The following is a 25,033-nucleotide window of genomic DNA, read 5'->3' as shown; positions in this document are numbered from 1 at the left end:
CATGGGTACCGCAACGTTGTGGCTGCTGCCCGCCCTGCCGCTCGCGGGCGCGATCGTGCTGTTGCTGCTCGGGCACCGCGCCGACCGCTGGGGCCACTACCTGGGCACCGTGGCCTCGCTGGCCTCGTTCGCGATCGCCGTGGTCGCCTTCACCGAGATGCTCGGCCGCGCCGACGCCGACCGCGCGATCCACCTGCAACTGTTCGAATGGGTGCCGACCGGGGCGCTACGGGTCGGTTTCGGCCTGCAACTCGATCAGCTGTCGATCTGCTTCGCGCTGCTCATCACCGGTGTCGGCTCGCTGATCCACCTGTACTCCATCGGCTACATGAGCCACGACGAGGGCAGGCGCCGGTTCTTCGGCTATCTCAACCTGTTCCTGGCCGCCATGCTGGTGTTGGTCCTGGCCGACAACTTCCTGGTGCTCTACCTCGGGTGGGAAGGCGTCGGTCTCGCGTCCTATCTGCTGATCGGGTTCTGGTACCACAAGCCGTCGGCGGCCACCGCGGCCAAGAAGGCGTTCGTCGTCAACCGGGTCGGGGACATGGGCCTGGCCATCGCCATGATGACCATGTTCGCGACGTTCGGTTCCTTCGACTTCCGCACCGTGTTCGCCGCGACCCCCGGGGCGAGCGAAGGCACCCTCACCGCGATCGGGCTGCTGCTGTTGCTGGCCGCCTGCGGCAAATCCGCGCAGGTGCCGCTGCAATCCTGGCTCGGTGACGCCATGGAGGGCCCCACCCCGGTCTCGGCGCTCATCCACGCCGCCACCATGGTCACCGCCGGTGTCTACCTGATCGCGCGCGCCAACCCCATCTACGACCTGGCGCCCAACGCCCGTCTGGCGGTACTCGCCGTCGGCGCGGTGACGCTGCTGTTCGGCGCGATCATCGGCTGCGCCAAGGACGACATCAAGAAGGCGCTGGCCGCCTCCACCATGAGCCAGATCGGGTACATGATCCTGGCCGTCGGCCTCGGCCCGGCGGGCTACGCGTTCGCGATCATGCACCTGCTCACCCACGGCTTCTTCAAGGCCGGACTGTTCCTCGGCGCCGGTTCGGTCATGCACGCCATGGACGACGAGACCGACATGCGCCGCTACGGCGGGCTGCGCACGTTCATGCCGATCACCTTCGTCACCTTCGGGCTGGGCTACCTGGCCATCATCGGAGTGCCGCCACTGTCCGGGTTCTTCTCCAAGGACAAGATCATCGAGGCGGCCTTCGACCACGGCGGCGGTGTCGGCATCCTGTTGGGCACCGTCACGCTCGTCGGCGCGGGCCTGACCGCGTTCTACATGACCCGCGTCATGCTGATGACCTTCTTCGGGGAACGCCGCTGGCGACCCGACACCCACCCGCACGAGGCACCCGCCGTGATGACCGGGCCGATGATCCTGCTCGCGTTCGGTTCGGTCTTCGCCGGTGGCCTGTTCGTGTGGGGTTCCTCGCTGGTGAACTGGCTGGCCCCGGTCGTGGGCACCCATCACGCCGAACCGGTGATCCCGGCCGCCGTCGTCACCGGGCTGGCGCTGACCGTGGTGGTGATCGGCGTCGCCGTCGCCTACCGCGCCTACGCCGAGACCACCGTCCCCGAGACCGCGCCCGAGAAGGTGAGCGTGCTGACGACGGCCGCGCGCAAGGACCTCTACGGTGACGCGGTCAACGAGGCGGCCTTCGAGCGGCCCGGCAAGTATCTGACCCGGGCGCTGGTGTTCCTCGACGCGCGCGGTGTCGACGGGATCGTCAACGGGACCGCCGCCGCGATCGGTGGCCTGTCCGCGCGGATCCGCACGGTGCAGACCGGTTTCGTGCGGTCCTATGCCCTGTCCATGTTCACCGGCGCGGCCCTGGTGGCCGCTGCCCTGCTGGCGGTGAGGTTCTGGTGAACTCGTTTCCCTGGCTGACGACGCTCTGGCTGGCCCCCGCGGTCGGCGCGGCCGCGATCCTGGTGGTCCCCGCCGGACGGCGCACCGTGGCCCGCGCGCTGGCCCTGGCGGTGTCGATCGGAGTGCTCGCGCTGGCGGTCGTCCTCGCGGTGCGGTTCCAGCCCGGCGGCGACCAGTACCAGTTCGTCGAAGCCCACGAATGGATTCCGGCGTTCGGCGTCGGCTACACTCTCGGCCTCGACGGCATCGCCACCGCCCTTGTGCTGCTCACCGCGGTGCTGCTGCCGCTGCTGATCCTGGCGGGCTGGCACGACGACCGCGCCGCCGGTGACGGCCGCAAGACCGTGCACCTGTACATGGCGTTGATGCTGCTGGTCGAGTCGATGGTGCTGATCTCGTTCCTCGCGCTGGACGTGCTGCTGTTCTACATCTTCTTCGAGGCCATGCTCATCCCGATGTACTTCCTCATCGGCGGTTTCGGACCCCGCACCGACGACGCGGCGGTCCGCGCCCAACGCTCGCGCGCGGCGGTGAAGTTCCTGCTGTACAACCTGTTCGGCGGACTGATCATGCTGGCCGCGGTGATCGGGCTCTACGTGCTCACCGCGCGGGCCGGGCTCGGCACCGACTCCGCGGGCACCTTCGATCTGCGCCTGATCGTCGCCGCGGTGCAGGATGGCAGCCTGGGCGGCAGCGCCGCGGTCCTGGACCTGCTGTTCCTCGGCTTCCTGTTCGCGTTCGCGGTCAAAGCGCCGCTGTGGCCGCTGCACACGTGGCTGCCCGACGCGGCGGTCTCGGCGACCCCGTCGAGCGCGGTGCTGATGATGGCGGTGGTCGACAAGGTCGGCACGTTCGGCATGCTGCGCTACTGCCTGCTGCTGTTCCCCCTGGCCTCGACGACATTCGCGCCCATGGTGATCACCCTGGCCGTCATCGGCATCATCTACGGCGCGCTGCTCGCGATCGGCCAGACCGATGTCATGCGCCTGATCGCCTACACCTCGATCTCGCACTTCGGGTTCATCATCCTCGGCATCTTCGCCATGACCAGCCAAGCCCAGTCCGGCGCCACCCTGTACATGGTCAACCACGGACTGTCCACGGCGGCACTGTTCCTCATCGCCGGGTTCCTGGTCTCGCGGCGCGGCACCCGGATGATCGCGGACTTCGGCGGGGTGCAGAAGGTCGCGCCGGTCTTGGCTGGCACGTTCTTCATCGCCGGTCTTGCTACGCTGTCGCTGCCGGGGCTCGCCCCGTTCATCAGCGAATTCCTCGTCCTCATCGGCACCTTCAGCAAATACAAGGTGGCCGCGGTGGTGGCGACGGGAGCCCTGGTGCTGGCCGCGATCTACGTGCTGTGGCTGTATCAGCGGATGATGACCGGCCCGTTGAAGCAGGGCAACGAGCACCTGCGCGATCTGGTCCCCCGTGAGCTGGCCGTCGTCGTACCGCTGCTCGTGGCCCTGCTGGTGCTCGGCTTCTATCCGAAACCGATCCTCGACCTGGTGGATCCCGCGGTGGGGCACACGCTGTCGACGATCGGTCAGCACGATCCCGCGCCGACAGTTCCCGCCCCTGAGGCGGCCCAGCCCGCAGGTGGACACCGATGAGGACCGACTTCGTGACCAGCACCGAGCTCGCCGCCACCCTGCCCGCGCCGAGCATCGAATACCACCTGCTCGCACCGATGCTGATCGTGTTCGGTGTCGGTGTGGTCGGCGTGCTCGTCGAGGCGTTCGTGCCCCGCACAGCACGGTATGCCACCCAACTGCTGCTCGGGCTCGGCGGTGTCGTCGCCGCGCTGGTGTCGGTGGTGCTGCTGTCGGGATCGCGGGCCACCGCGGTGGTCGGGGCGGTCGCCGTCGACGGGGTGACACTGTTCCTGCAGGGCACGATCCTGCTGGTCGCGCTGCTGGGGCTGCTGCTGATCGCCGAACGCGGCGCGGTGCCGCGCGCCAGGAGCGGGCCGGGGACCTGGAGCCGGGCCGCGGCCACCCTCGAACGCGGCGTGGACGCGTTCACGCCGCAGGCCTCGGCGGTGCCGGGCAGTGCCGACGAACTGGCCGCCGTGCGCGCCGGAGTGTCGACGACCGAGGTGTTCCCGCTGACCATGCTGGCGCTGGGCGGTCTGCTGCTGTTCCCCGCCTCCAACGACCTGCTGACGATGTTCGTGGCGCTGGAAGTGCTGTCGCTGCCGCTGTATCTGCTGTGCGGGCTGGCCCGGCGCAGGCGGCTGCTGTCGCAGGAGGCGGCGCTCAAGTACTTCCTGCTCGGCGCGTTCTCCTCCGCGTTCTTCCTCTACGGTGTCGCGCTGCTGTACGGGCAGACCGGGACGGTGTCGCTGGCGGGCATCGGCGCGGCCCTGGATCAGCGGCCCGAGGACGCGACCCTGGCGCTGCTCGGTATCGGCATGCTCGCGGTCGGGTTGTTGTTCAAGATCGGTGTCGTGCCGTTCCAGGCGTGGGTGCCCGACGTCTACCAGGGCGCGCCGACCCCGATCACCGCCTTCATGGCCGCGGCCACCAAGATCGCCGCCGTCGGCGCGACCATGCGGGTGCTGATGGTGGCCGTCGGCGCGCTGCGCGACGACTGGCGTCCCGTGCTGGCGGCCATCGCGGTGGCGACCATGGTGGTCGGTGCGATCATGGCGATCACCCAGTCCGACGTGAAGCGCATGCTCGCCTACTCCTCGATCGCGCACGCCGGGTTCCTGCTCGTCGGCCTGGTCGCCGCCGACGGTGCCGGGGTGGCCGCGGTGCTGTTCTATCTGCTGGCCTACGGCCTCGGCACGGTCGCCGCGTTCGCGGTGGTCACCCTGGTGCGCGACTCCTCCGGTGACGAGGCGACCGCGTTGTCGCAGTGGGCCGGGCTGGGCCGCCGATCCCCCTGGCTGGCTTCGGCGTTCGCGCTGCTGCTGCTCTCGTTCGCCGGTCTGCCGCTGACCAGCGGTTTCGTCAGCAAGTTCGCGGTCTTCGCCGCCGCGTCCGGCGCCGGATACACGCCGCTGGTCGTCATCGGCGTGATCTGCAGTGCCATCGCCGCGTTCTTCTACGTCCGGGTGATCGTGCTGATGTTCTTCACCGACCCGCCCACCGACGCTCCCACCGTCACCGCGCCGTTCGCGACCACGCTCGTGATCGCCTTCGGCGCGGGCGCCACCGTCCTGCTCGGTGTCTTCCCGCAACCGGTTCTCGACCTGGCCGAACGCTGCGCGCTGTTCGTCCGCTGATGACCACCGGAGACGATCGTCCACCGACCAGTCACGAACGCGCGAGCGGGCAGTCGTGGGCGGCGTCCTACCTGCCCGGCCCGGCGCCGTGGGACATCGGCGCGCCGCAACCGGCGGTGGTCGAGTTGATCGCGGCGGGGGCGTTCACCGGTGACGTCCTCGACCTCGGCTGTGGAACCGGCGACAACGCGGTGGCGCTGGCCGCGCATGGCTCGCGCGTGCTGGGCGTCGATGTCGCCGAACCCGCCCTGGACATCGCCAGGGGCAAAGCCGCCGAGGCGGGACTCGACATCGAGTTCGCCCTGGCCGACGCCCTCCGCCTGGACCGGCTGGACCGCCGCTTCGACACGGCCCTCGACTCCGCGCTGTTCCACACCTTCGACCCCACCGAACAGGCCACCTACGCGGCGAGCCTGGCCACCGTCACCGCGCCCGGCGCCACGCTCTACCTGATCTGTTTCAGCGACACCGGCCCGAACCCCGGCCCCCACCCGGTCAGCCGATCCGCCATCACCGCCGCGTTCACCGCACCCGACTGGCAGACGGTCACCGTCGAACCGTCACACCTACGCACCCGGTTCGATGACGCGAGCCCCGCCTGGCTGGCCACCATCCACCGCCGGTGACGGCGGCCGCCGGGGATCAGTTGTAGGAGGCGGCGACTCCGTCGAGCAGGTGTTCGAGGGTGTCGTAGGCGGGGGCGTCGACGACGTCGATCAGGTTCGTCGGGACGGGCACCGCGCGGTCGGCGGCGACGGCCGCGAACTGGGCGGTGTCGCCGGTGCGGAAGCCGTGTTCGGCGGCCAGCCTGCGCAGGTCGGGGTTCTCGGTGAGCAGCGCGCCGATCTTGTCGCCGGTGGCGGTCAGCGGCACCAGGGTGTGGGTGGACAGCACCGTCGGCGTTGGATAGGTGAGGACCATGTCGGGGGTGACGCGTCCCTTGCCCGCGGCCTCGACGTACTGGGCTTCGTAGATGCAGACCAGCGGTGTCGGTCCCATCCCGTTGGCCAGGTACTGGTTGAACGGGCCCTCGCTGCTGTTGTCGGTGTAGCCCTGGGCGAGGAACAGTTTCGACAGGGCGGGCAGCACGTGCGCTTCGGCGGTGGCGCCGCGCACGATGGTGTGATCGTTGGCCACATAGCTGGCGATCGACAGGTACATGGCCGCGGAGTTGGAGCTGCGCGGGTCGGTGGTGGAGACCAGGATGTTCTTGGCGACCGGGTAGGTGGTGTTGCCGGGTAGGTCGTCCCACTGCACGCCCCCGGCGGTCAGCTCCAGATACCTGTGCATGTCGAAGGTGGCGACCGGGCCGGGCACGATCACCCCGGCAGCGGTGAGCAACTCGGCGATCGGGCGGTAGGTGGCGATGGCGATCGGTGAGGAGAACGGCGTGTACTTGGTGGTGATGCCCCGCTGACGCTGGACGCGTTCGGCGGCCGGGCTGCTCGACGGGAACGCGAAATCGTAGCGGGACAGGTCGACGGTGGTCGCGATCTGCCGTGACCCGGCCGGTTCCACCTCCACCCGCACGCCGTGTTCGGCCAGCACCCGCACCACGTTCTCGTCCTGGAAGAACGCGACCTTCTCCGACCCTACGACACCGCGTACCACCGTGAGCGCGGCCGGTGCCGCCGCGGGCGCGGGGTCTGAGCTCGGCCACAGCACCGCACCGGCGACGACGGCGGCGACCACGCCCGCCGCGCCGACCGACAACGGCAGCACCGCCCGCCTGCTCACCGCCCGCCGATGCTCGCCGCCGGAACTCTGCCGCGCCGGTTCCGGTTTCGTCAGCCGGACCGTCGCCGGGGCCGGGACCCGCACCGTCGGGTCGGGATCGGCCAGTTCACGGCGCACGATGCGCTCGACGAGGATCGGCACGAATTCCCGGATCGGGGTCCCGTCGAATCGGGTATGCGCGGCGCCCACCGCCGAGGTCACCTGCTCGACGGGCACGTTCTCGGACAGATCCTCGACCAGACTCTCGGTCATGCGCCGCATCGCCAGCTCTTCTCGCTGGGCGACATCGACGGCGGGGCCGGAGGTTTCGCGCGACACCACATTCTCCTGGGCTCGGATCGGCTGCGGACGCGGCGCGGCGACCGGGACACCCGTGCGCACGCCGCGGGCCACGCTACCGGCGCGCAGCACAGTCGCCCTAGCCGTGAACGCCCGGGCACACAGAGTTCAACACCCGCTCCGCTACCCGCAACGTCACGTTGCCCGACCGTTCGTGTTCGACGCCGAAATATGCTCCGCTGGTGCGTGATTCGAGTATTCATCTGGCGGTGCCGGGGCGCTCGGTCACGCCGAGGCGTGGGTGTTCACTGCATTCGAGCGAAGTCAGGGCTCGGTGACCGGCTCGCGGAGCCGCGAACCGCCGGTCAGTAGTTCGAGGGCCCCGATGACCAGCAGCGCGCCCCCGGCGAGGGTGGCCAGCCCGGTGACGGTCTGGAATTTCATGGCGATCACCACGATCCCGATCGCCGCCGTGCCCACCCCGCACAGTTCGTGCAGTGGGCCGCCGACGAGCCCGTCGTCCCAGGCCGCCACCAGCGCCTGCACGGTGCCGCGCACCGCCCACCCGAGCCCGATCCACAGTGCCAGCAGCTCGATCGTGCCGCCGCTGAAGGCCAGCATCGACAGCACGAGGGTGAGGGCCGCGCTGACCACCACCAGCACCCGCAGCGCGACCGCGATCCGGGCGAGCAACGCCAGATACGCCTGCATGGCCGCGCTCACCAACAGCGAGGTGCCGAACACCAAGGCCAGCGTGGTCGTGCTGCGGCCCGGCCACAGCAGCAGCGCGAGCCCGAGCGCGAACGAACAGCCTCCGGCGACCAGCATCGCCTGCCGGGTGCTGTCGCGCGGAACTCCGCTCACGCCAGATGTTCCCGCAGGTACGGCGCGGTCCGACTGTCCGGGTCGGCCGCGACCTGGCCGGGCGTTCCCCGCGCCACGATCCGACCGCCCTGCGCACCGCCGCCGGGACCCATGTCGATCACGTGGTCCGCCCGGGCCACCACCGTCATCTCGTGTTCCACCACGACCACGCTGGCCCCGGAGTCGACGAGCGAATCGAGCTGGGTGAGCAGCACATCGGTGTCGGCGGGGTGCAGACCGGTGGTGGGTTCGTCGAGCAGATACACCGTGTTGCCGCGCCGCACCCGTTGCAGTTCGGTGGCCAGCTTCACCCGTTGCGCCTCCCCGCCCGACAGCTCCGTCGCGGGCTGACCCAGCCGCAGATACCCCAGGCCGACATCGGCGAGGGTGGTCAATGCCCGGGCGACGGCCGGAATGTCGGCGAGGAATTCCGCGGCCGCGTCGACCGTCAGATCCAGCACCTCGGCGATGGTGGTGTCGCGGTAGGTGATCTCGAGGGTCTCGGGGTTGTAGCGGGCGCCGTGACAGTCCGGGCACGGACTATAGGTGCTGGGCAGGAACAGCAGCTCGACGGTGATGTATCCCTCGCCCTGACAGGTCGGGCAGCGGCCCTCGGCGACATTGAACGAGAACCGGCCCACCCCGTACCCCCGTGCCCGCGCCTGCGGGGTGTCGGCGAAGAGCTTGCGGACGGTGTCGAACAGGCCCGTGTAGGTGGCCAGGTTCGATCGCGGGGTCCGTCCGATCGGCGCCTGATCGACCTCCACCACCCGGCTCACCGCCGGATCGGCCTCGGCCGTGCGCGACACCGCGTGCAGCAGTGTCGATTTGCCCGACCCGGACACGCCGGTGATCGCGGTGAACACCCCCAGCGGCAGGTCGACGTCGAGATCGACGAGGTTGTGGCTGGTGATCCCGCGCAACGCGAGCACACCGGTGGCGGTTCGGGGCGCGCGCGGTGGACGCGTGATCTCCCCGAACAGGTACGGGCGGGTCACCGAGTCGGCCACCACCCGCAGACCGTCGACCTCCCCGCTGTAGAGCACCCGTCCCCCGTGCACGCCCGCACCGGGCCCGATGTCGATCAGCCAGTCGGCGTGGCGCACCACGTCCAGATCGTGCTCGACGAGAAAGACGCTGTTGCCTGAGTTCTTGAGCCTGCTCAGCACTGTGGTCAGGGCGGCGGTGTCGGCGGGATGCAGTCCGGCCGAGGGTTCGTCGAGGATGTAGACCACGCCGAACAGTCCCGACCGCAGCTGCCCGGCCAGCCGCAATCGCTGCAGCTCGCCGCCGGACAGGGTCGGGCTCTCCCGGTCGACGCTGAGATAGCCCAGGCCGAGTTCGATCAGCACATCCAGCCGGGAGGTGAGGTCCTGGGTGAGCACTGCCACCGCGGTAGTGCCCGCCGTGTAGGGGCGCAGGACGTCGGCGAGTTCGCTGATGGGCAGCTCGGCCAGTTCGGCGATGTTGTGTCCGGCGAAGGTCACCGCCAGCGCTTCGGGTTTGAGGCGGCGGCCACCACACAGCGGGCAGAGCGCGGTGTGCAGAAACTCCGCCGCGCGAGCGCGCGTGGTCTCGCTCTTGGACTCGGCGTGCGCGCGCAGCAGCAAGCGTTCGGCGCTGGTGTAGGTGCCCTGGTAGGGGCGGTGGATGCGATGCGGTTCGCGTTCGGGTTCCACGGTGACGACGGGCTTGTCGGGGGTGAACAGGATCCATTCCCGGGCGGCGGGGGCGAGTTCGCGCCACGGCCGGTCGATGTCGTAGCCGAGGGCGGCGAGCACATCACGCAGATTCTTGCCCTGCCAGGCACCCGGCCACGACGCGATCGCGCCCTCGCGGATGCTCAGTGACGGGTCGGGCACCATCGACGCCTCGGTGGCCTCGTGCACGACACCCTGTCCGTGACAGCGCGGGCAGGCGCCCTCGACGGTGTTCGGGGAGAACGCGTCCGAGTACAGCCGGTTGGTGCCCTCCGGATAGTGGCCCGGCCCGGTTCTGGCCGGACCGGGCGGGTAGTCGCCTTCCCGGGACATGAGCATGCGCAGGGTGTTCGAGATCGCGGTCACCGTGCCGACGGTCGAGCGCGACGACGGCGCCGAACGCCGCTGCGCGAGCGCCACGGTCGGCGGCAGGCCGGTCACCTCGTCCACATCGGGCGCCTCGACCTGGTGCAGCAACCGCCGGGCATACGGCGCCACCGACTCCAGATAGCGGCGCTGCGATTCCGCGTACAGGGTGCCGAAGGCCAGCGACGACTTCCCCGAACCCGAGACCCCGGTGAACGCGACCAGCGCGTTGCGGGGCATCGCGGCGCTCACGTCACGCAGATTGTGGACCCGGGCGCCACGCACCCGAACCGAAGGATCGACCTCGTGCGAATCCACAGCTATCGAGATTACGCGTTCACCTGCGGCCCGCGCGGACATACACGCAGGTCCGGCTAGAAGAACCAGCCCAGTTCGGGTGCCCGTTCGGTGGCGAACGCCGCGTCGAACGCCCGCAGCGCCGCCGCGTTTCCGACCTCGATGCGGTGCGCGGCCGCCAGCGCGCGGGCCCGGTGCCCGCCGAAGTAGAGCGCGCCGAGCACGTTGATGTCGAAGCCGAGCTCGGCGGGTCGCGTCGTCGGCGAGCATTCGGCCGCACCGTCACGAACGCGCAGAGCGAACCGGCCACCGGCCGCGCGGAACGGATCGTGGACCTCGATCACGGTGTCGAGATCGCCGTCGTAGCCGCGCGCGGTCAACGCGGCGGGAACATCCATGACCCGCGCCCACAAAGCGTCACCGCGGTTGGTCACCCGGACCGTGCGCGGGTCGGTGAACAGGTACGGCAGCGGATCGTCCTCGGCGAGCACGGCTTCCACCCGGTCGACCAGATCCAGGCCGAGCAGCACCCGCCACAGCGCCGCGTGCGCGGGCGGGGTGACGGCCCGTATCTCGGTGACCGTCGCCACCGATTCCTGCCCGTCCCGTCGTCGCTGATACAGCGCGTACCCGTCGGGATGGGTCAGCACGAACACCGACGACGCTCCCGACCGGCGCCCTTCCGGATCGGCGAACACCATCGCCCACTTCGCCTCCGGCCTCTCCTGCGCACCCGAGGTGCGGTGTTGCCAGCGCTCGTAGACCGCGCGCATATGCGGGGCGGCCTCGTCGAGGGTGGACATGGCGACCCCGCCCGGATCGGGTGTGGTGGGGCGGAAGGCGACACGGCGGCGGTCGAGGGAGACCGCGAGGTCGGTGACGGTGGGGTCGTAGCCGAATCGTCCGTAGATCGTGCCCTCGCTGGCGGTGAAGATCGTCAACGGCAGGCCGTCGGCCTCGGTCCTGGCGTGCTGGGCCGTGTACAGCGCGCGCAGCAGACCGCGACGCCGGTGGGTCGGGGCCACCGCCACCGCCGACACCCCAGCGGCGCGGACCGTTCGATCCCCCGGCACGGTGACCGTCATGGTGATGTCGACGGTGTGGCCGACGACCCGGCCCGCGTCCACCGCCACCAACGACCGCTCCACCGGAAACAATCGCTGCCGCAGCCCGCGTTCTTCGGCGTCGAGCCTGCCGCCGAACGCGGTGGCCAGCAGCTCGCCGATGCCGTCCTGATCGCCGGTCGCGGCCGGTCGCACACTCGTTCCCGATGCCATGCCCCGTACCCTCCCACGCGACACCGACAGGCACACCTGATTTTCGCCGCCTCAGCTACCGCCGCCGCGCTCGACCATGGCCCGTACGTCGGGCAGTGCGCCGATGCGTTGGGTCACCGGGCGCGCGGGCGCCTCGGTCTGCGGGGAACCGGTCGCGCGCAGCAACGCCCGGATCTGCTCCGGTGTCGCCCGGCCGCCGGTGCGCGCCCGGATTCCCTGGTAGGCGGCGACGGCGCCGACCACGATCGGGGACGCGCTGGAGGTGCCGCTGAACTCGTCGGTGTACCAGAGGTCTTCGTCGGGGCCGCCCTGCAGATCGCCGTAGCCGGTGGTGGTCACCTCCCGTCCCCACCCCTGCACGTCCAGGCGCGCACCGTAATTGGAGAAGGCCAGCCGCGATCGCGCCGGACCGTGGTCGCGACCGTGCAGACCCGGCGGCGGCGCGCCCGCGCCGACCACGACGGCACCGGAGTCGACCGGACCGCCCCGGAACGGATTACGCCAGTCGGCTGGGAACTCCGCCGGGCGGGCGTCGTAGATCGGGTCGTCGAAGTTCTCGCCACCGTTGCCCGCGGCCTCCACCACGACGATGCCACGTCCGACCGCGTACCGGACGGCCGCGAAGTCGTCGGGCCACCATTCCACCGCGATGTAGCCGCGCTGATCGGCGGTGGTCCGGTAGCCGAATCGTGGGCCGGGTCGGTGCAGTTCGATCAGCAGCACGTCACCGGGGTCCAGGGCGTCGGCGGCCGAGCGGATCGCGGTCGCCGAGCCGATCCCGAAGATCGACACGGCCCGGATGTGGGCCTCCGGCGCGATGCCGGTGATCCCGAACGCGTTGAGATCGCCGCTGATCTCGCCCGCGACGGCGGTGCCGTGATTGCGCCAGCCGAGTTCGTCGGAGGCGTTCCCGCCGATCACGCCGCCCTGGTTCTGGCGCAGGTCCTCGTGGGTGAACCGCCACGCGCCCTCCACGTCGATCACCCGTACCCCGGTGCCGAGTCCGCCGGGCCGGGTGTGGGCCCAGTGGGCGTCGACACCCGTGGGCGCCGCGTCCAGATACGCCTGGCGGGACCGGAAATCGGGTGTCACCGGCGGAGCCTCCTGGGTGACGACGGCGGCCTCGGCCAACGGGGCGAGCGGCGGCTCGGCGGGCGGTTTGACATACGCGGCGGCGACGGTGTCGTCTGCACGCAGCCGGTCCGCGAGTTCCCCGAGATCGCCCACCGCGCCGCGCACGGTGAAATACCGCAGGTATTCCCCGGCGGCCGGTGCCTGCGGCGTGTGCGCGAGCCGGTCGGCCAGCCGGTTGTCGGGTCCGAAGATCGGTTCGAGACGCGCTGTCCCGGGCAGGATCTCGTCGATCCGGCCACGCACGGACCGGCTCTCGCGCAGCGCGCGGGCGGTGATCGTGGGCCCGGGCGGCACGGTGAGGACGACCAGTTCGCCGGGAGCGCCCGCGGCGGCCCGCGCGCCTGGTCGCTGCTGCTTGCGGGGTCGAGCGGTGGAGGCCATGGGTATCAGTGAACAGTGCCCGGCGCGCCTCCGCTACGGTTCATCCGCAACGCGGGCCACGACACGCCGTACCGGGGTCCCGTGTGGAGGTGTGTCCGTCGCCCGGCGCCGGGTACGCCAGTGTTCGTGAGTGAATCATGATGCGCGCCTATGGCTTTCACCTAGAATTGCCGCAGGGTGAGATCCTCGGTCACCCGGCGTGAACCAGACCATCGGAAAATGCCGTCTCGCAGGGGGTCAACCATGTCTACCGCTGTCGATTTCGCCGCCCGCCTCATCGATCCCGCGGCCATCGCCGCCGCCGGGCACTCGGCAGTCCTCGCCTACGTCTCGCCGTCCCGGTCGGGCGCGAACTTCGGCGCCAAACCCATCACCGCCGACTACGCGCGCGCCCTGGCCGCCGCGGGCCTGCATGTCGTCTCCATCTGGCAGTACGGCAAACCCGGCGACGCCACCCCCTCGGACTGGACCACCGGTTTCGACGGCGGCAGGCGCATGGCCGAACAGGCCCGCGCCACCCACCTGAGCCTGGGCGCCCCCGCGCACGCGCCGATCTTCTTCGCCGTCGACGAGGACATCTCGCTGTCGCAGTGGAACAACACCGCCGTCGAGTTCTTCCGCGGTGTCAACGCCGTGCTCGGCACCGCCAATACCGGCATCTACGGGCACTCGCGGGTGTGCGCGTGGGCGATCGAGGACGGTGTGGTCGGTGGCCGCGGCGGCTTGAGCTGGGTGTGGCAGACGCGCGCCTGGTCGGGCACCGAACGCGAACCGCGCGCCGTGCTGTACCAGCGGGTGATCGACACCCCCAGCAATCCGGGCCCCAAGATCGACGGCACCTCCGTCGACGTCAACGACATCCTGGCCGACGACTTCGGACAGTGGGCCCTGGACCGCACGGTCACGATCCCGCAGTTCACCGAGATCGACCGCCTCGGGCCCTCGCACTCCCCGCGCAACGGCGTCCGCATCACCAATTTCATCCTGCACACCCAGGAGGGCAACGGCACCGCCGAATCCCTGGCCGCCTACCTCAACAACCCCGCCAACGGCGTCTCCTACCACTACACCCTGCGCGACGGCGTGCTCGTGCGGGTGGTTCCGGAGGAGCTCGCCGCCTGGTCGGTCCTGTCCGCCAACCCCTTCACGGTGAACCTGTGCTTCGCGGGCAGCCGGGTGGCCTGGTCACGCCAGCAGTGGCTCGCCATCGACGCCGACCTGCGTGTCGCCGCCTACATCGCGGTGCGCAGCGCCCTGCGCCACGGCTACTCGACCGCCGTCATCGCCCCCGAATACCGGGTGGCCGACGGCATCACCGACCACAACTATGTGACCGAAGCGCTCGGCATCGGCAGCCACACCGACGTCGGCCCGAACTTCCCCTGGGACGTCTTCGCCGCCCACGTCGCCGATTTCGCCGGTGCCAGCCCCAACGCCATCGACGCCAGGGCCGCCGCGTCACCGTGGCTCGGGCAACGCCGCACCGACGGCGAGATCGCCACCCCCGACGGGATCGGCCGCTTCGCCGAATTCGACAACGGCTACGTCTACTGGCATCCCGCCACCGACGCGCACGCCATCCCGACCGCGATCATGACCAAATACGCCGAACTCGGCTGGGAGGCCGGGCCGCTCGGCTACCCGATCGCCGAACACACCGAACTGCCCGACCCGCGCGGCACCGGCCCTGGTCTCGCGCAGGCGTTCCAGGGCGGGATCGTCTACCGGCGCGCTGGTCGCCCCGCCTACCGGGTACACGGCGCGATCGGCGCGCGTTGGGCGGCCTCCGGGTACGAGAACGGGCCGCTGGGGTGGCCGATCTCCGAGGAGGTCGGCCACGACGACGGCATGTATCAGGAGTTCGAGTTCGGACGGATCTACTGGGTCCCCGAACAGGTGGTCGCCCTGCGCACCTCCGGCGACCCCGACACCCCACTTGCCCGCCCGGCGTGACCTACCCCAGCAGCAGAGCCAGGACGGTGGCCGCGACACCCAGGAGCAGGGCCGCGACCACCACCAGCGCGACGATCCGCGTCCGCGACGACGGCCCCTGGTAGGTCGGCTCCTCGTTCAACATGTCCGCGAGGTCGACAGCGGCGAATTCACGGGTCGTTTCCAGGGGTCCGGGCTGCTCGGTCATGAGCGCACAGGCTAGTCGAGGGCACGGCCGCGGGTGACCGATACCCCGATCATGGGGTGCGGATGGTCGCTGGCAGGTTCAGCGCACGAGCCAGGGCGGCGGTGACCGGCCCCGCCTGGTCGGACAGCTGCCGCTCGGCCCACTCCTGCACGAGACCGAGAAACCCCAGCAGGTCCCGTTCGGCGCCGTCGAGCAACTGCCGGAGTTCGGTGGCCGAGACCTCGATGACCGGGCTGTCGCTCTGCTCGCCGTCGGTGGTCAGTCGGACTGTGTCACCGCAGCGTTCGGCGCGCGGGTCGGGATCGTGACCGAACCAGACCGGGACGCTCCCCTCGAGAACCCGATACCAGCCATGCCAGTCCTCCAAGCCGCTGCAGCAGCCCGGTACGAACACGACGCCCGTGGTGGTGTCGGTGACGCGTAAGCCACCGGGGATGTACAGGGCGTCGACGGTGAGCAGGCCGTGCAGGAAGGAGTCGACCGGATCGGCGGGCCGAGATGGGCGGCCGTCGTGTTCGGGATCGATGTCGTTGCCAGCGGCGATGTGCTTCACCGCGGTCCCCACCTCGGCGGGCGTGAGTTCGCCGCTGAGCACCAGGAATCCGTACGTGCGGACCTCGGAGACAGGCCAGAGCGCGAAGCCGTCGGACGGGAAGATCTCCAGGATGGGTTGCAGCGTGATCACCTCGGGAAGTTTCCCGCACTCCCCGAGGTGGCGCCATCGTATTTCGGGGCACCGGGAGCCCCGGCGTTCACGGCTGCGGCACAGCCGTTCTGGTGGCGGTGAGCAGGTCGTCGAGGCGACGCTCGGCCCGTTCGGCGCGCGCGAGGGTTTCCTTGCGGACCTCGTCCAGTGCGGCCAGACGTTCGGCGGCTTCGGTGCGGGCCTGATCGAGCGCGGCGGCTGATTCGAGACGTCGTTGTTCGGCGTCCGCGCTGGTGGTGCGGCGTAGTTCGGCGAGTTCCAGGCGGGTCTGGTCGAGTTCGGTGCGGGTGGCGTCGAGTTCGGCGCGGGCGCGGCGCCATTCCGCCCGGGCTTCCGCGGCGGCTTCCACCCGTTCGGCGGCGGCCTGTTCGGCGCGTTCGGTGGCACGGTCGGCGTCGGCGGCGCGCTGGACGGCGAGGTCGCGTTCGGCGGTGACGGCCGCGATCCTGGCTTCGGCGTCGCGGCGGGCGTGGGCGATCTCGGTGTCGGCGCGCTGTTCGGCCCGGCTCACGGCCTCGGCGGCGTCGCGCTGGGCCGCGGCGATGTCGTCGGCGGCGTTCTGTTGCGCGGCACGAATATCGGCTTCGGCTTCGCTGCGGGCGGTGAACACGTCGTCGGCGGCCTGTTTGGTGACCTGATCCACCGAGGCGAGCACCTCGTCGCGGGCCGCGAGCGCTTCGGCGACTGCCTGCTCGGCTTCTTCGGCGGCGGCCACCGCGTCCTGGGCCACCGATTCGGCGAGCTCTCGGGCCGCCTCGGCTTCTCGACGTGCCTGTTCGGCGGTCACCGCGGTCATTTCGGCTTCGGCGATGCGGCGGGCGGCGTCGGCCTGCACGGCCTGCACCTGCGCTTCGGCGACGGCGGGATCACCGAGGGTCTGCAGTTCGGCGACCGCGGCTGTGAGCGTGGTGCCCAATTGTTCGGCCAGGCCACGGAACTGACCGAGCAGCTCGTCGGCGCGCAGCCGTGCCACGGTCACCGGACCTGTTTGCGTCACAGTGACGTTTTCGGGCTTGGCCTCCGACTCCTGTTGGAGCCGTTGCCTTTCCCGCCACGCCCGCCATCGCGTGTGGTCGGGATGGTCGCAGTACTCGGAGGGGCGACCCGGGCCGCCGCCACGGGTGATGGGACGGGCACAGCCCGGATAGTTGCAGACGCTCGACACGGGAGAATCGTAACGTTGGTTTCGTCAATCTCTTACGTTTCAGACGAAACGAAATCCGTGTCGGCCCTTCAGGAGTCAGATCCGCTCCCCTGCATCCTGACCGCCGATAAGTGAACATTATCGGCGGTCAGGATTCGCAGCTCGCTCCGTCGACCTCGATTCATTTCCGTTTTCGTTTGGTTTCAGCCAACGCAACGTATCCGCGACGGAACAGGTCGAAAACTGTGGTCGGTGGTACAGCCGTTCCAGAACAGCTTGATTGCCGAAGATCCTGGCGAGCGACGGTCCGAGCGCGGGCCGCAGGGCCTAGGGGCGACCGGTCAGCGGGTACGCGGATCCCGCAGCGACGCCATCGCTTCCATGAGCGAGGAGTGAACGGCGGTCAACTCCGGTGTCGCGAACGAGTCCCAGGACTCCCCTGCGCCGTCCTCGGTGGAATCCGCCTGCCCCCAGCTGTCTGCGCCGGGGCCGTCCGTCGAGGTCTCATCCCAGGACGCGTTCTCCGGATTGTGCTTGTACACCCACCACAGATGGCCGAACGGGTCGGCGAAGCGGGAGAGTACGTCGCCCCAGAAGTCCGTCGGCTCGGTCACGATCCGCGCACCACGCGCGGCGGCGCGTGTCAGGGTGGCGGCCGGATCGTCGACGTAGACGCGGATGAAGGATGGCGTATACGGCCAGTCCGGTTTGCGGTCGGCGATCGTCAGCGTCGAATCGCCGATCCGCAGCTCGGAATGCAGGATCAGGCCGTCGGTATCGGCGGTGCGCGCCTCGGGGACCTCGATCGCCCCGAACACGTCGACCAGGAAGTCGAGCAGACCTGCCGCGTCATCGGTCCAGATGAAGGGGTCGACCGTCGCGGATCCGGCGGGCGCCGGAGGAACTGCGGGGGTGGTGGACATGGTGTTCCTTTCGGTTGATGCCCCCAGATTCCTCGCAGTTGCGGACAGGATGTGGCCACAAGTGCGCCTAGCCTCGGGACGTGTCCACCAGCACTCGCACTCTCGCGCTCCTCGGTCTGTTGCAGAGCCGTCGCCACTGGTCCGGTGCCGATCTCGCCCGTCGGCTCGAGGTCAGTGAGCGGACCCTCCGGCGTGATGTGCTCGGTCTGCAGGAGATCGGCTATCCGATCGTCACGACGCGCGGAACCGGCGGCGGCTACCAACTCAGTGCCGGTGCCTGCCTGCCGCCCCTGGTCCTGGGCGAGGAGGAGGCCGCCGCGACGGTGCTGGGGCTGAAGGAGATCGCCACCGGTGTTCATCCCGCCTCCGCGGAAGCCGCGATGAGCGCGATGGCCAAGATCGTCCAGGTCCTTCCCGCGCGCATCCGTCGCCGGATCGATAGTCTGCGGACCGTCGCGACCACCAGCGGCGAGGGATACCGCCGAGCCGGGATCGACGATGTCACCGCGTTGACCACCCTCGCCCTCGCGTGCCGCGACGCCGATACCGTCGCGTTCACCTACCGGGGTAGCGACGAGGCCGCTTCGCCTCGCGCGGTGCAACCGCATCAGATCGTCACTGTCGAAAGCCGCCTCTACCTGGTGGCCTGGGATCTCGATCGCACCGACTGGCGCACCTTCCGCGTCGACCGGATCGCGCGACCACGCCGCACCGGCGCACGATTCGCGCCGCGCCGCCTGCCCGGCGACGATCCGGTCGACTATGTCCGCGACCGGATCGGGTCGATGCCGTCGAGGTACCGGGTGCACGCCACCATCGAGGCCCCCGCCGAACGCGTCCGCGCCGAAATCGTCCACTACGGCACCGTCGTCGCCGTCGACGCCGGATCGTGCGAGGTCCATATCGCCGCCGAATCCCTGGACTGGGCGGCCTTCTGCCTCGTCTCGATCGGCGCACCGTTCATCGTGCACGGACCACCCGAAGCGACCGAGCTCATGCAGGACTGGGGATCCAGGCTCCTCACCGCCACACGAGCGGCCGGAAATGGGCTCGCTTCCCAGTGAATCTTCTAGGTTCTATGCAATACTGCATAGCATATCGCGTACGAACACGAGGAGTTCTCCATGCCGATGATCGATGTCACCGCCGTCCGCGGTTCCGTTCCCGAGACCGTCCGCCCCCAGCTGCTCGACGAGCTCGCCACGATCCTGCTGCGCTGGGAAGGCGCCCCCGACACCGAGTTCTTCCGCGAGATCACCTGGGTCTACTTCCACGAGATCGAGGCCGAGCAGCTCGCGGTCGGCGGCCGCGGCGGAGGCAGCCCACGCTTCCGCGTCGAGATCACCGTGCCCGCGGGCGCGCTGTCGGCACGCCGCAAGGAAGGGCTCATCGCCGACGTGCACACCGCCGTCGTCACCGCGGTCGGTCTCGACCCACACAGCGCGCAGGCACTCCACGTGTGGACACTGATCCGCGAGATCCCCGAAGGCAATTGGGGTGCCGCGGGCGCCGTCGTCCAGTTCGAGGCACTGAAGGCGACCTCTGCCGCCGAGCGCGAAAAGTCGCCCACCACCGCCTGAACCGAGGGGCGCCTCAGGGCGTGCGCGGGTCGCGCAGGTAGAACGCGGCGGCGTTGTCCCAGAAGACCGCCGAGACCTGATCCGGGTCGAGGGCTTGTTCGATGATCGCGAAGTCGATGTTCTCGAAGGGCCTGCGTGCCCGGGTCGACGGCAGGTCGGTGCCGACCATGAGCGCGGTGGGATCCACACCCATGATGGCCTCGATCGCGGCGGCCGGGTCCAGGTCGATACGGCCGAAGCCGGTCGCTTTGACCTTCACACCGTGTTCGACGAGTCGGAGGAGGTCGTCGAGTCCGTCGGCGTGGAGTCCGAGGTGATCGATACTGACGGCGGGCAGGGCGGTGAGACGGTCGGCGAGGTCGGCGGCCGCGCGGGCGTCGATGTAGAGCTCGGTGTGCCACCCGGCCAGGTCGTGGACGCGGTGGGCGAGGCGGTCCAGGTCGTCGATACCGGCCGATCCCCCGCGGCGCACATTGAACCGCACCGCCCGCACGCCCGCCTCGTGCAGGGCGAGGATCCGCGCGTCGCTGGTCTCGGCGGGAATCTGGGTCACCCCGACATAGGAGGGGCCAAGCACTCGCAGCGCGTCGATCAGATAGTCCTGGTCGAAAGCCTGGAACGACCCGGACACCACCGCACCTCCGGCGATGCCCAGTCCGGTGATCCTGGCCTGGTAGTCGCGCACCGTGAACGGGTCCGGCAAGTATCCGTCGTTCTCGACCAGCGGGTGGGCGGGATCGATGATGTGCAAGTGGGCGTCGAACACCGACCGGTTCACGTAGGGGTTCCTTTCACCCTCCCGGTCCATCGGCCAGGAGCAGGGACTATGCGAGGTAGCATAGCGGCGTCCGGACCGTTGATCTGTCAGGAGTGCCATCGCCGTGGGAGCCCGCACCAACACTCGCCAGCGGATGCTGCACAGCGCCATCGAGCTGCTGCGCGAGCGGGGCGCGGCCGGGGTCACCATCGATGCCGTCCTGGCTCGCAGCGAGGCGCCTCGCGGATCGGTCTACCACCACTTTCCCGGTGGCCGCGCGCAGATCATGACCGAATCGCTGACATTGGCCGGTGACACCATCGGCGCCATCATCGACCAGTCCGCCGCGCAGAGCTCGGTCGTGACGCTGCGGCAGTTCGGGCAGTTCTGGAATGCCCTGCTCGAACAGTCCGATTTCGGGGCTGGCTGTCCGGTGGTGTCGGTGGCGGTGGGCAGTTCGCCCGAGGACGAACATCTGCAGCCGTCGGTCGCGGCGATCATCCAGCGCTGGCACGCCGGACTCGTCACCGCGATCGAGACCGACGGGGTCGAACCTCAACGGGCGCGGCGGCTGGCGACGATGGCGATCGCGGCGGTCGAGGGCGCGGTGATCCTGTGCCGGGTGAACCGGTCGACGGCGCCGCTCGACGAGGTCATCGATGAACTCGAGATCGTGTTCGGCGCAGCCCTGCCCGCGTGATCCTTGACGATCGCGGCGCCGCTCCCTAGCGTGCGGGGCGGATGGCGACGGTACAGCCGAGGAGGGCGTCGATGCGCGCGGACAGCGTGGTCTGGCCGAGGGAACCCTCGACCGTCGCGGTGATGGTCGTCGACGACGCGACCGTCACCGATCTGCGGCTCGACCAGGTCATCGCCGCGATCGTCGGTGGGCCCGACGATTTCGGGCTCGCCGCGTTGCTGCGCCGCCCGGTCCGCGACCTCGACACCGTGCTGTTCCGCCAGGAGGTGTTCGCTGATCTGGCCGACGTCGAGATCCGCAGGGTCTTCGACGATTTCACTGCCGGAATGCGGCGGGTTCGGCGGCGTATGGCCGGTGCGGCTGGGCTCCAGCATCCGCGTCAGCGGCAGCGTTGGCATCTCGACGCGGCCGCCGACTATCTCCGCGCACTCACCACGATGGCCGAGGTACTGCCCGCGCTGCCCCTCTCGTCACGGGCCTTGCGCCGGTGGCGCGACACGGTGACCGAGGCGGTCGCTGGCCCCGATATCAGCGCCCTCGCCGGGGATGTGCGCGCGACCCGCGAAGCCCTCGCCGCTGTCCGCTACAGCGTCCGCATTCTCGATACCGACACCATCGAAGTCGGCCCGGACGACAGCGACACCGACTACAGCACCACGATTTCCGACCTGCTCGCCCGTTTCGGTGCCGGTCCCCCGCCTCCCGCGCATCCGCAACCGGAGTGGCCGGACATGAACCAGATGGAGGAACAGATCCTCGACCGGGTCGCGGGCCTGTTCCCCGAACCGTTCGCCCGCCTGGCCGATTTCGCCGACCGGCACGCACGGTTCCTCGCCCCCGCTGTCGTGACCTTCGACCGCGAGATCCACTTCTATCTGCGCTATCTCGACTTCGCCGCCACCGTCACCGCGCCGCTGTCGCTGCCCACCGTGGTCGGTGACGGTGCCGATCTCGGCGCGGATGACGCCTTCGACCTCGCGCTGGCCAGCAAACCGGGCGGCGCGCCACAACCGTTGGTGTGCAACGACTTCACGCTGTCCGGACCCGAACGCGTCCTGGTCGTCACCGGGCCGAACCAGGGTGGGAAGACCACCTTCGCCCGCATGGTCGGCCAACTCGCCTACCTGACCGCGCTCGGCTGCCCGGTCCCGGCCCGCTCAGCCCGCCTCCCCCTGTTCGACCGGCTGACCACCCACTTCGAGCGCGCCGAACAGGCCACCGACGCCGACGGACGCCTGCTGGCCGAACTCGACCGTGTCCGCGACACGCTCGACCACGCCACCGCCGACAGCCTGCTCATCCTCAACGAGAGCTTCAGTTCGACCAGCACCGTCGACGCCGTCCGCATCGGCGGACAGGTCCTGGACAAGATCCTCGCCGCAGGCTCGATGGCCGTGTGGGTGACCTTCTTCGACGAACTCGCCGCCGCCCGACCGGAAACGGTCAGCATGGTCGCGGCCACCGACCCCGACGACCCCGCACGCCGAACATTCCGGATCGAACGCCGCGCCGCCGACGGCAACGCGCACGCGGTGGTTCTCGCCGAACGCTACGGGCTCACCTACGATCTCGTGACCGCCAAGGTGACCGCATGCGAGTGAACCTGCTGCACCCCGCGGGCCGGGAGCCGCGTCCCGCCGTCAACGGTGATCACGTCGTCGCCGATCTGGGCTTGGAGTCGCTGTTCACCGCGATGGCCGACGGCGACCAACTCATCCTCGGCACCGTCCGCGCGACAGTGCCCGCCACCCTCACCGACCCCGAGGTCATCGCCTACCGCCACGCCGTCCTGGCCGACTGCACGGCCCAGCCCGACGCGATCCGCGAGCTCTACCGGATAGCGGTCGCGCCGACCCGCATCCGCCGTTGGCCCGCGGGCGAGGGACGGCGCGCGGGCGGCAAACTGGTCCTGTCGCTGCCACCGTTCACCGAACTGCTCACCTGCCTGCGCCAACTGCGCGCCCACTGCCGCGCACACACCTTCACCTCGGCGGGTCTGCGCGCCCTCGTCGACACGGTGACCGAGCATTTCGACGACGACTACCTCGACACCGTCGACCAACACCTGACCGCCCTGCATTTCGACCACGGCATCCACCTCGGTGCGAGCCTGGGCATCGGCAACAAGATCACCGACATCGTCGTGCGTGAACCCCTGCCCGCCCGCCGGACCCGGTTCGGGCTGCGTTCCGGACGCGCCGCGTTCCACCCGATCGAGGACCCCGAAGCCCGTGCCAACCCGACCCTCAACCCGATCGTGCAGCTGCGCAACCGCGCCCTGGCCGACCTCGCCGACGTCGTCGGCTACGCCGCCGACCACATCCACGACTTCTTCCAACGGCTCCGCACCGAACTGGCCTTCTACGTCGGCTGTCTGAACCTGCACGACCGACTGGGCAGCATCCCGACATGTCTGCCGACCGTCCACCCGGTTGGGGAGCTCCGCCTGCGCGCTACCGGACTCCGCGACCTCACCCTGTCCCTGACCGGCCGCGACGTGGTCGGCAACGACCTCGACGCGACCGGCCGCACCCTGCTGGTCGTCACCGGCGCCAACAACGGGGGCAAATCGACGTTCCTGCGCAGCCTCGGCACCGCCCAGATCATGATGCAGGCGGGCATGTTCGTACTGGCCGAAAGCTACGAATCCGAGCTCCGCACCGGCGTTTTCACCCACTTCGTCACCGACGAGGACCGCACCATGACCTACGGCAAACTCGTCGACGAACTCGTCCGCATGCGCGCCGTCATCGACCACCTCACCCCCGGCGCGCTGCTGCTGTCCAACGAATCCTTCGCCTCCACCAGTGAACGCGACGCCACCCACATCCTCACCCCGCTCGTCGAAGCCCTCGTCGACACCGGCGTCAAACCCGTCCTCGTCACCCACCTCTACGACTTCGCCCACCACCGTCACCACGCCGCCCACCCCACCGACCTGTTCCTGCGCGCCGGACGCACCCCCGACGGCCACCGCACCTACCAGCTCACCCCCGGCGCGCCGGAACCCACCAGCCACGCCGACGAGATCTACCACCAGGTCTTCCCGCCGAACCCGGCTGCGCCATGAGAATCCGCCCGCCGCTGCGGTTCCGTACGCTGGGGCCGTGCACGCCGAGATCGACCGGATAGTCCAGGACCTTCCCTGCCTCGGCGTCCGAGCAACGCATCGACGAACGGCTGGCGCTCGACGATGTCGGATTCGTGGTGGCACTCGCCCGTGCGGTCGCGACCGCGCACGGCGGCGACCACCTTTTCGTCGCGCAGTGTCTGCGGGCGATTCTGGCGCGGCCGGTGTCGGGGAAGGTCTCGGCAGCGCTGGAAGTCGTGGCGGTGATGCGCCCACCGAAAGCCCGAGCTCGCCACATCGCCACCTGCCTGGCCGGATCGCTGAATCACGAGGAGGCGGTGGCTGAGTCGACTCCCGCCGACGTCTGGTCGATTCTGTTCGCCGCGGCGGCCGACGGTGGCGCCTACAACACCGGCGAGGGCGCCGCATATGGGCGCCTGTACGCATGGCGGTCACTCGGTGCACTGTGCGGCGCCAGCGAATTCGACACCGTCGACCACATCGCGCGGCTAGCGGCCGATGCCCGGTGGCTCGCCTTCGCCGCCACCACCGCATGGTTCGAGCGGGTCGCCTGGGATATCGGTATTGCCGCGTTGACGCCCGAACCCGGCGTGACGGTTCTGGCCGCCACCGACACCGACTAGATGTCGCTGTTGTCAGCCGTTCGTCGACGGTTTCGGCCGAAGGCGCGCGCGGGCGAACCCGATTTCACGCCACCCCGCCGCCTCGAACCCCAAGCAGCCCCGACAGCGGCGACACCCCCGCCGCCTGGCCGTGCACCGGCAGCGCACACCTGGCCCTTCCGGCGCACATCGTGGCCCGCTGAGCACCGGGCGGCTCCGTGGTCGAACACCTCGACAC

General features: G+C 69.9%; 21 protein-coding genes. 11 read left to right on the top strand and 10 right to left on the bottom strand.

Going from position 1 to position 25,033, the window contains the following annotated elements; all coding sequences use genetic code 11:
* The first annotated feature begins 1 nt into the window (after window position 1).
* Genes nuoL through QC180_RS09610 form a run of 4 tightly spaced genes read left to right on the top strand, consistent with a single transcriptional unit; the run spans window position 2 to window position 5,743 of the window.
* On the top strand, window positions 2-1,888 hold the full coding sequence (nuoL, locus tag QC180_RS09625; RefSeq protein WP_278262293.1) for an NADH-quinone oxidoreductase subunit L: 1,887 nt from the start codon (window positions 2-4) through the stop codon (window positions 1,886-1,888).
* Window positions 1,885-3,498: an NADH-quinone oxidoreductase subunit M gene (locus QC180_RS09620; protein WP_278262292.1), complete on the top strand. Its 1,614-nt coding sequence runs from the start codon at window positions 1,885-1,887 to the stop codon at window positions 3,496-3,498. The genes nuoL and QC180_RS09620 overlap by 4 nt, the downstream gene beginning before the upstream one ends.
* Window positions 3,495-5,117 carry an NADH-quinone oxidoreductase subunit NuoN gene (nuoN, locus tag QC180_RS09615; RefSeq protein WP_278262291.1) on the top strand — a complete coding sequence of 541 codons (1,623 nt, stop codon included), beginning with the start codon at window positions 3,495-3,497 and terminating at the stop codon, window positions 5,115-5,117. The genes QC180_RS09620 and nuoN overlap by 4 nt, the downstream gene beginning before the upstream one ends.
* Complete coding sequence (locus tag QC180_RS09610) at window positions 5,117-5,743, top strand: class I SAM-dependent methyltransferase (protein WP_278262290.1); 627 nt, start codon at window positions 5,117-5,119, stop codon at window positions 5,741-5,743. Before nuoN ends, QC180_RS09610 begins: the two co-directional genes overlap by 1 nt.
* A 16-nt stretch (window positions 5,744-5,759) precedes the next feature.
* Here QC180_RS09610 and QC180_RS09605 read toward each other — a convergent pair whose 3' ends face one another.
* From QC180_RS09605 to QC180_RS09585, 5 genes are all read right to left on the bottom strand, one after another.
* A complete protein-coding gene (locus tag QC180_RS09605) occupies window positions 5,760-7,235 on the bottom strand; it encodes a three-helix bundle dimerization domain-containing protein (RefSeq protein ID WP_278262289.1) in 1,476 nt (491 codons plus the stop codon).
* 222 nt (window positions 7,236-7,457) lie between these two features.
* Window positions 7,458-7,997: a DUF308 domain-containing protein gene (locus QC180_RS09600; RefSeq protein ID WP_278262288.1), complete on the bottom strand. Its 540-nt coding sequence runs from the start codon at window positions 7,995-7,997 to the stop codon at window positions 7,458-7,460.
* Window positions 7,994-10,423 carry an excinuclease ABC subunit UvrA gene (locus QC180_RS09595; RefSeq protein WP_278262287.1) on the bottom strand — a complete coding sequence of 810 codons (2,430 nt, stop codon included), beginning with the start codon at window positions 10,421-10,423 and terminating at the stop codon, window positions 7,994-7,996. Before QC180_RS09595 ends, QC180_RS09600 begins: the two co-directional genes overlap by 4 nt.
* A 14-nt stretch (window positions 10,424-10,437) precedes the next feature.
* The gene (locus QC180_RS09590) at window positions 10,438-11,637 is read right to left on the bottom strand and encodes a GNAT family N-acetyltransferase (RefSeq protein ID WP_278262286.1); all 1,200 of its coding nucleotides are present in this window, start codon (window positions 11,635-11,637) and stop codon (window positions 10,438-10,440) included.
* 51 nt (window positions 11,638-11,688) lie between these two features.
* The gene (locus QC180_RS09585) at window positions 11,689-13,152 is read right to left on the bottom strand and encodes a S8 family peptidase (protein WP_278262285.1); all 1,464 of its coding nucleotides are present in this window, start codon (window positions 13,150-13,152) and stop codon (window positions 11,689-11,691) included.
* 243 nt (window positions 13,153-13,395) lie between these two features.
* Between QC180_RS09585 and QC180_RS09580 the strand changes: the two genes are divergently transcribed.
* Window positions 13,396-15,105, top strand: a complete 1,710-nt coding sequence (locus QC180_RS09580; RefSeq protein WP_278262284.1) for a glycoside hydrolase domain-containing protein — start codon at window positions 13,396-13,398, stop codon at window positions 15,103-15,105.
* A 1-nt stretch (window position 15,106) separates the two neighbouring features.
* Here QC180_RS09580 and QC180_RS09575 read toward each other — a convergent pair whose 3' ends face one another.
* From QC180_RS09575 to QC180_RS09560, 4 genes are all read right to left on the bottom strand, one after another.
* Window positions 15,107-15,292: a hypothetical protein gene (locus QC180_RS09575; protein WP_278262283.1), complete on the bottom strand. Its 186-nt coding sequence runs from the start codon at window positions 15,290-15,292 to the stop codon at window positions 15,107-15,109.
* Window positions 15,293-15,341: 49 nt separating this feature from the next.
* Window positions 15,342-15,977: a hypothetical protein gene (locus QC180_RS09570; RefSeq protein ID WP_278262282.1), complete on the bottom strand. Its 636-nt coding sequence runs from the start codon at window positions 15,975-15,977 to the stop codon at window positions 15,342-15,344.
* Between the two features lie 67 nt (window positions 15,978-16,044).
* Entirely contained in the window at window positions 16,045-16,977 is a 933-nt protein-coding gene (locus QC180_RS09565) for a coiled-coil domain-containing protein (RefSeq protein ID WP_278262281.1), read from the bottom strand.
* 506 nt (window positions 16,978-17,483) lie between these two features.
* Complete coding sequence (locus QC180_RS09560; protein ID WP_278262280.1) at window positions 17,484-18,065, bottom strand: VOC family protein; 582 nt, start codon at window positions 18,063-18,065, stop codon at window positions 17,484-17,486.
* An 80-nt stretch (window positions 18,066-18,145) separates the two neighbouring features.
* Here QC180_RS09560 and QC180_RS09555 point away from each other — a divergent pair, with 80 nt between their 5' ends.
* Entirely contained in the window at window positions 18,146-19,129 is a 984-nt protein-coding gene (locus tag QC180_RS09555) for a helix-turn-helix transcriptional regulator (protein ID WP_278262279.1), read from the top strand.
* A gap of 60 nt (window positions 19,130-19,189) precedes the next feature.
* Window positions 19,190-19,645 (top strand): tautomerase family protein, encoded by a 456-nt coding sequence (locus QC180_RS09550; protein ID WP_278262278.1) that lies wholly within the window; start codon window positions 19,190-19,192, stop codon window positions 19,643-19,645.
* A 13-nt stretch (window positions 19,646-19,658) separates the two neighbouring features.
* On the opposite strand, the gene QC180_RS09545 is transcribed toward QC180_RS09550, so the two are convergent.
* Window positions 19,659-20,453, bottom strand: coding sequence for an amidohydrolase family protein (locus QC180_RS09545; RefSeq protein WP_474646413.1), 795 nt, complete (start codon window positions 20,451-20,453; stop codon window positions 19,659-19,661).
* 73 nt (window positions 20,454-20,526) lie between these two features.
* Between QC180_RS09545 and QC180_RS09540 the strand changes: the two genes are divergently transcribed.
* The 4 genes from QC180_RS09540 (at window position 20,527) to QC180_RS09525 (ending at window position 24,816) form a co-directional block, all read left to right on the top strand.
* Window positions 20,527-21,102, top strand: a complete 576-nt coding sequence (locus QC180_RS09540) for a TetR/AcrR family transcriptional regulator (RefSeq protein ID WP_278262276.1) — start codon at window positions 20,527-20,529, stop codon at window positions 21,100-21,102.
* Between the two features lie 71 nt (window positions 21,103-21,173).
* Complete coding sequence (locus tag QC180_RS09535; RefSeq protein WP_278262275.1) at window positions 21,174-22,703, top strand: MutS-related protein; 1,530 nt, start codon at window positions 21,174-21,176, stop codon at window positions 22,701-22,703.
* Entirely contained in the window at window positions 22,694-24,172 is a 1,479-nt protein-coding gene (locus QC180_RS09530; RefSeq protein ID WP_278262274.1) for a MutS-related protein, read from the top strand. The genes QC180_RS09535 and QC180_RS09530 overlap by 10 nt, the downstream gene beginning before the upstream one ends.
* Before the next feature lie 137 nt (window positions 24,173-24,309).
* Window positions 24,310-24,816, top strand: coding sequence for a DUF6183 family protein (locus tag QC180_RS09525; RefSeq protein ID WP_278262273.1), 507 nt, complete (start codon window positions 24,310-24,312; stop codon window positions 24,814-24,816).
* Window positions 24,817-25,033: the final 217 nt, after the last annotated feature.

Source organism: Nocardia anocheti, from assembly GCF_029675105.1.
Taxonomy (GTDB): domain Bacteria; phylum Actinomycetota; class Actinomycetes; order Mycobacteriales; family Mycobacteriaceae; genus Nocardia.
Note: the sequence above shows the minus strand (reverse complement) of the source record. Positions and strands in the feature narration are given on the sequence as shown.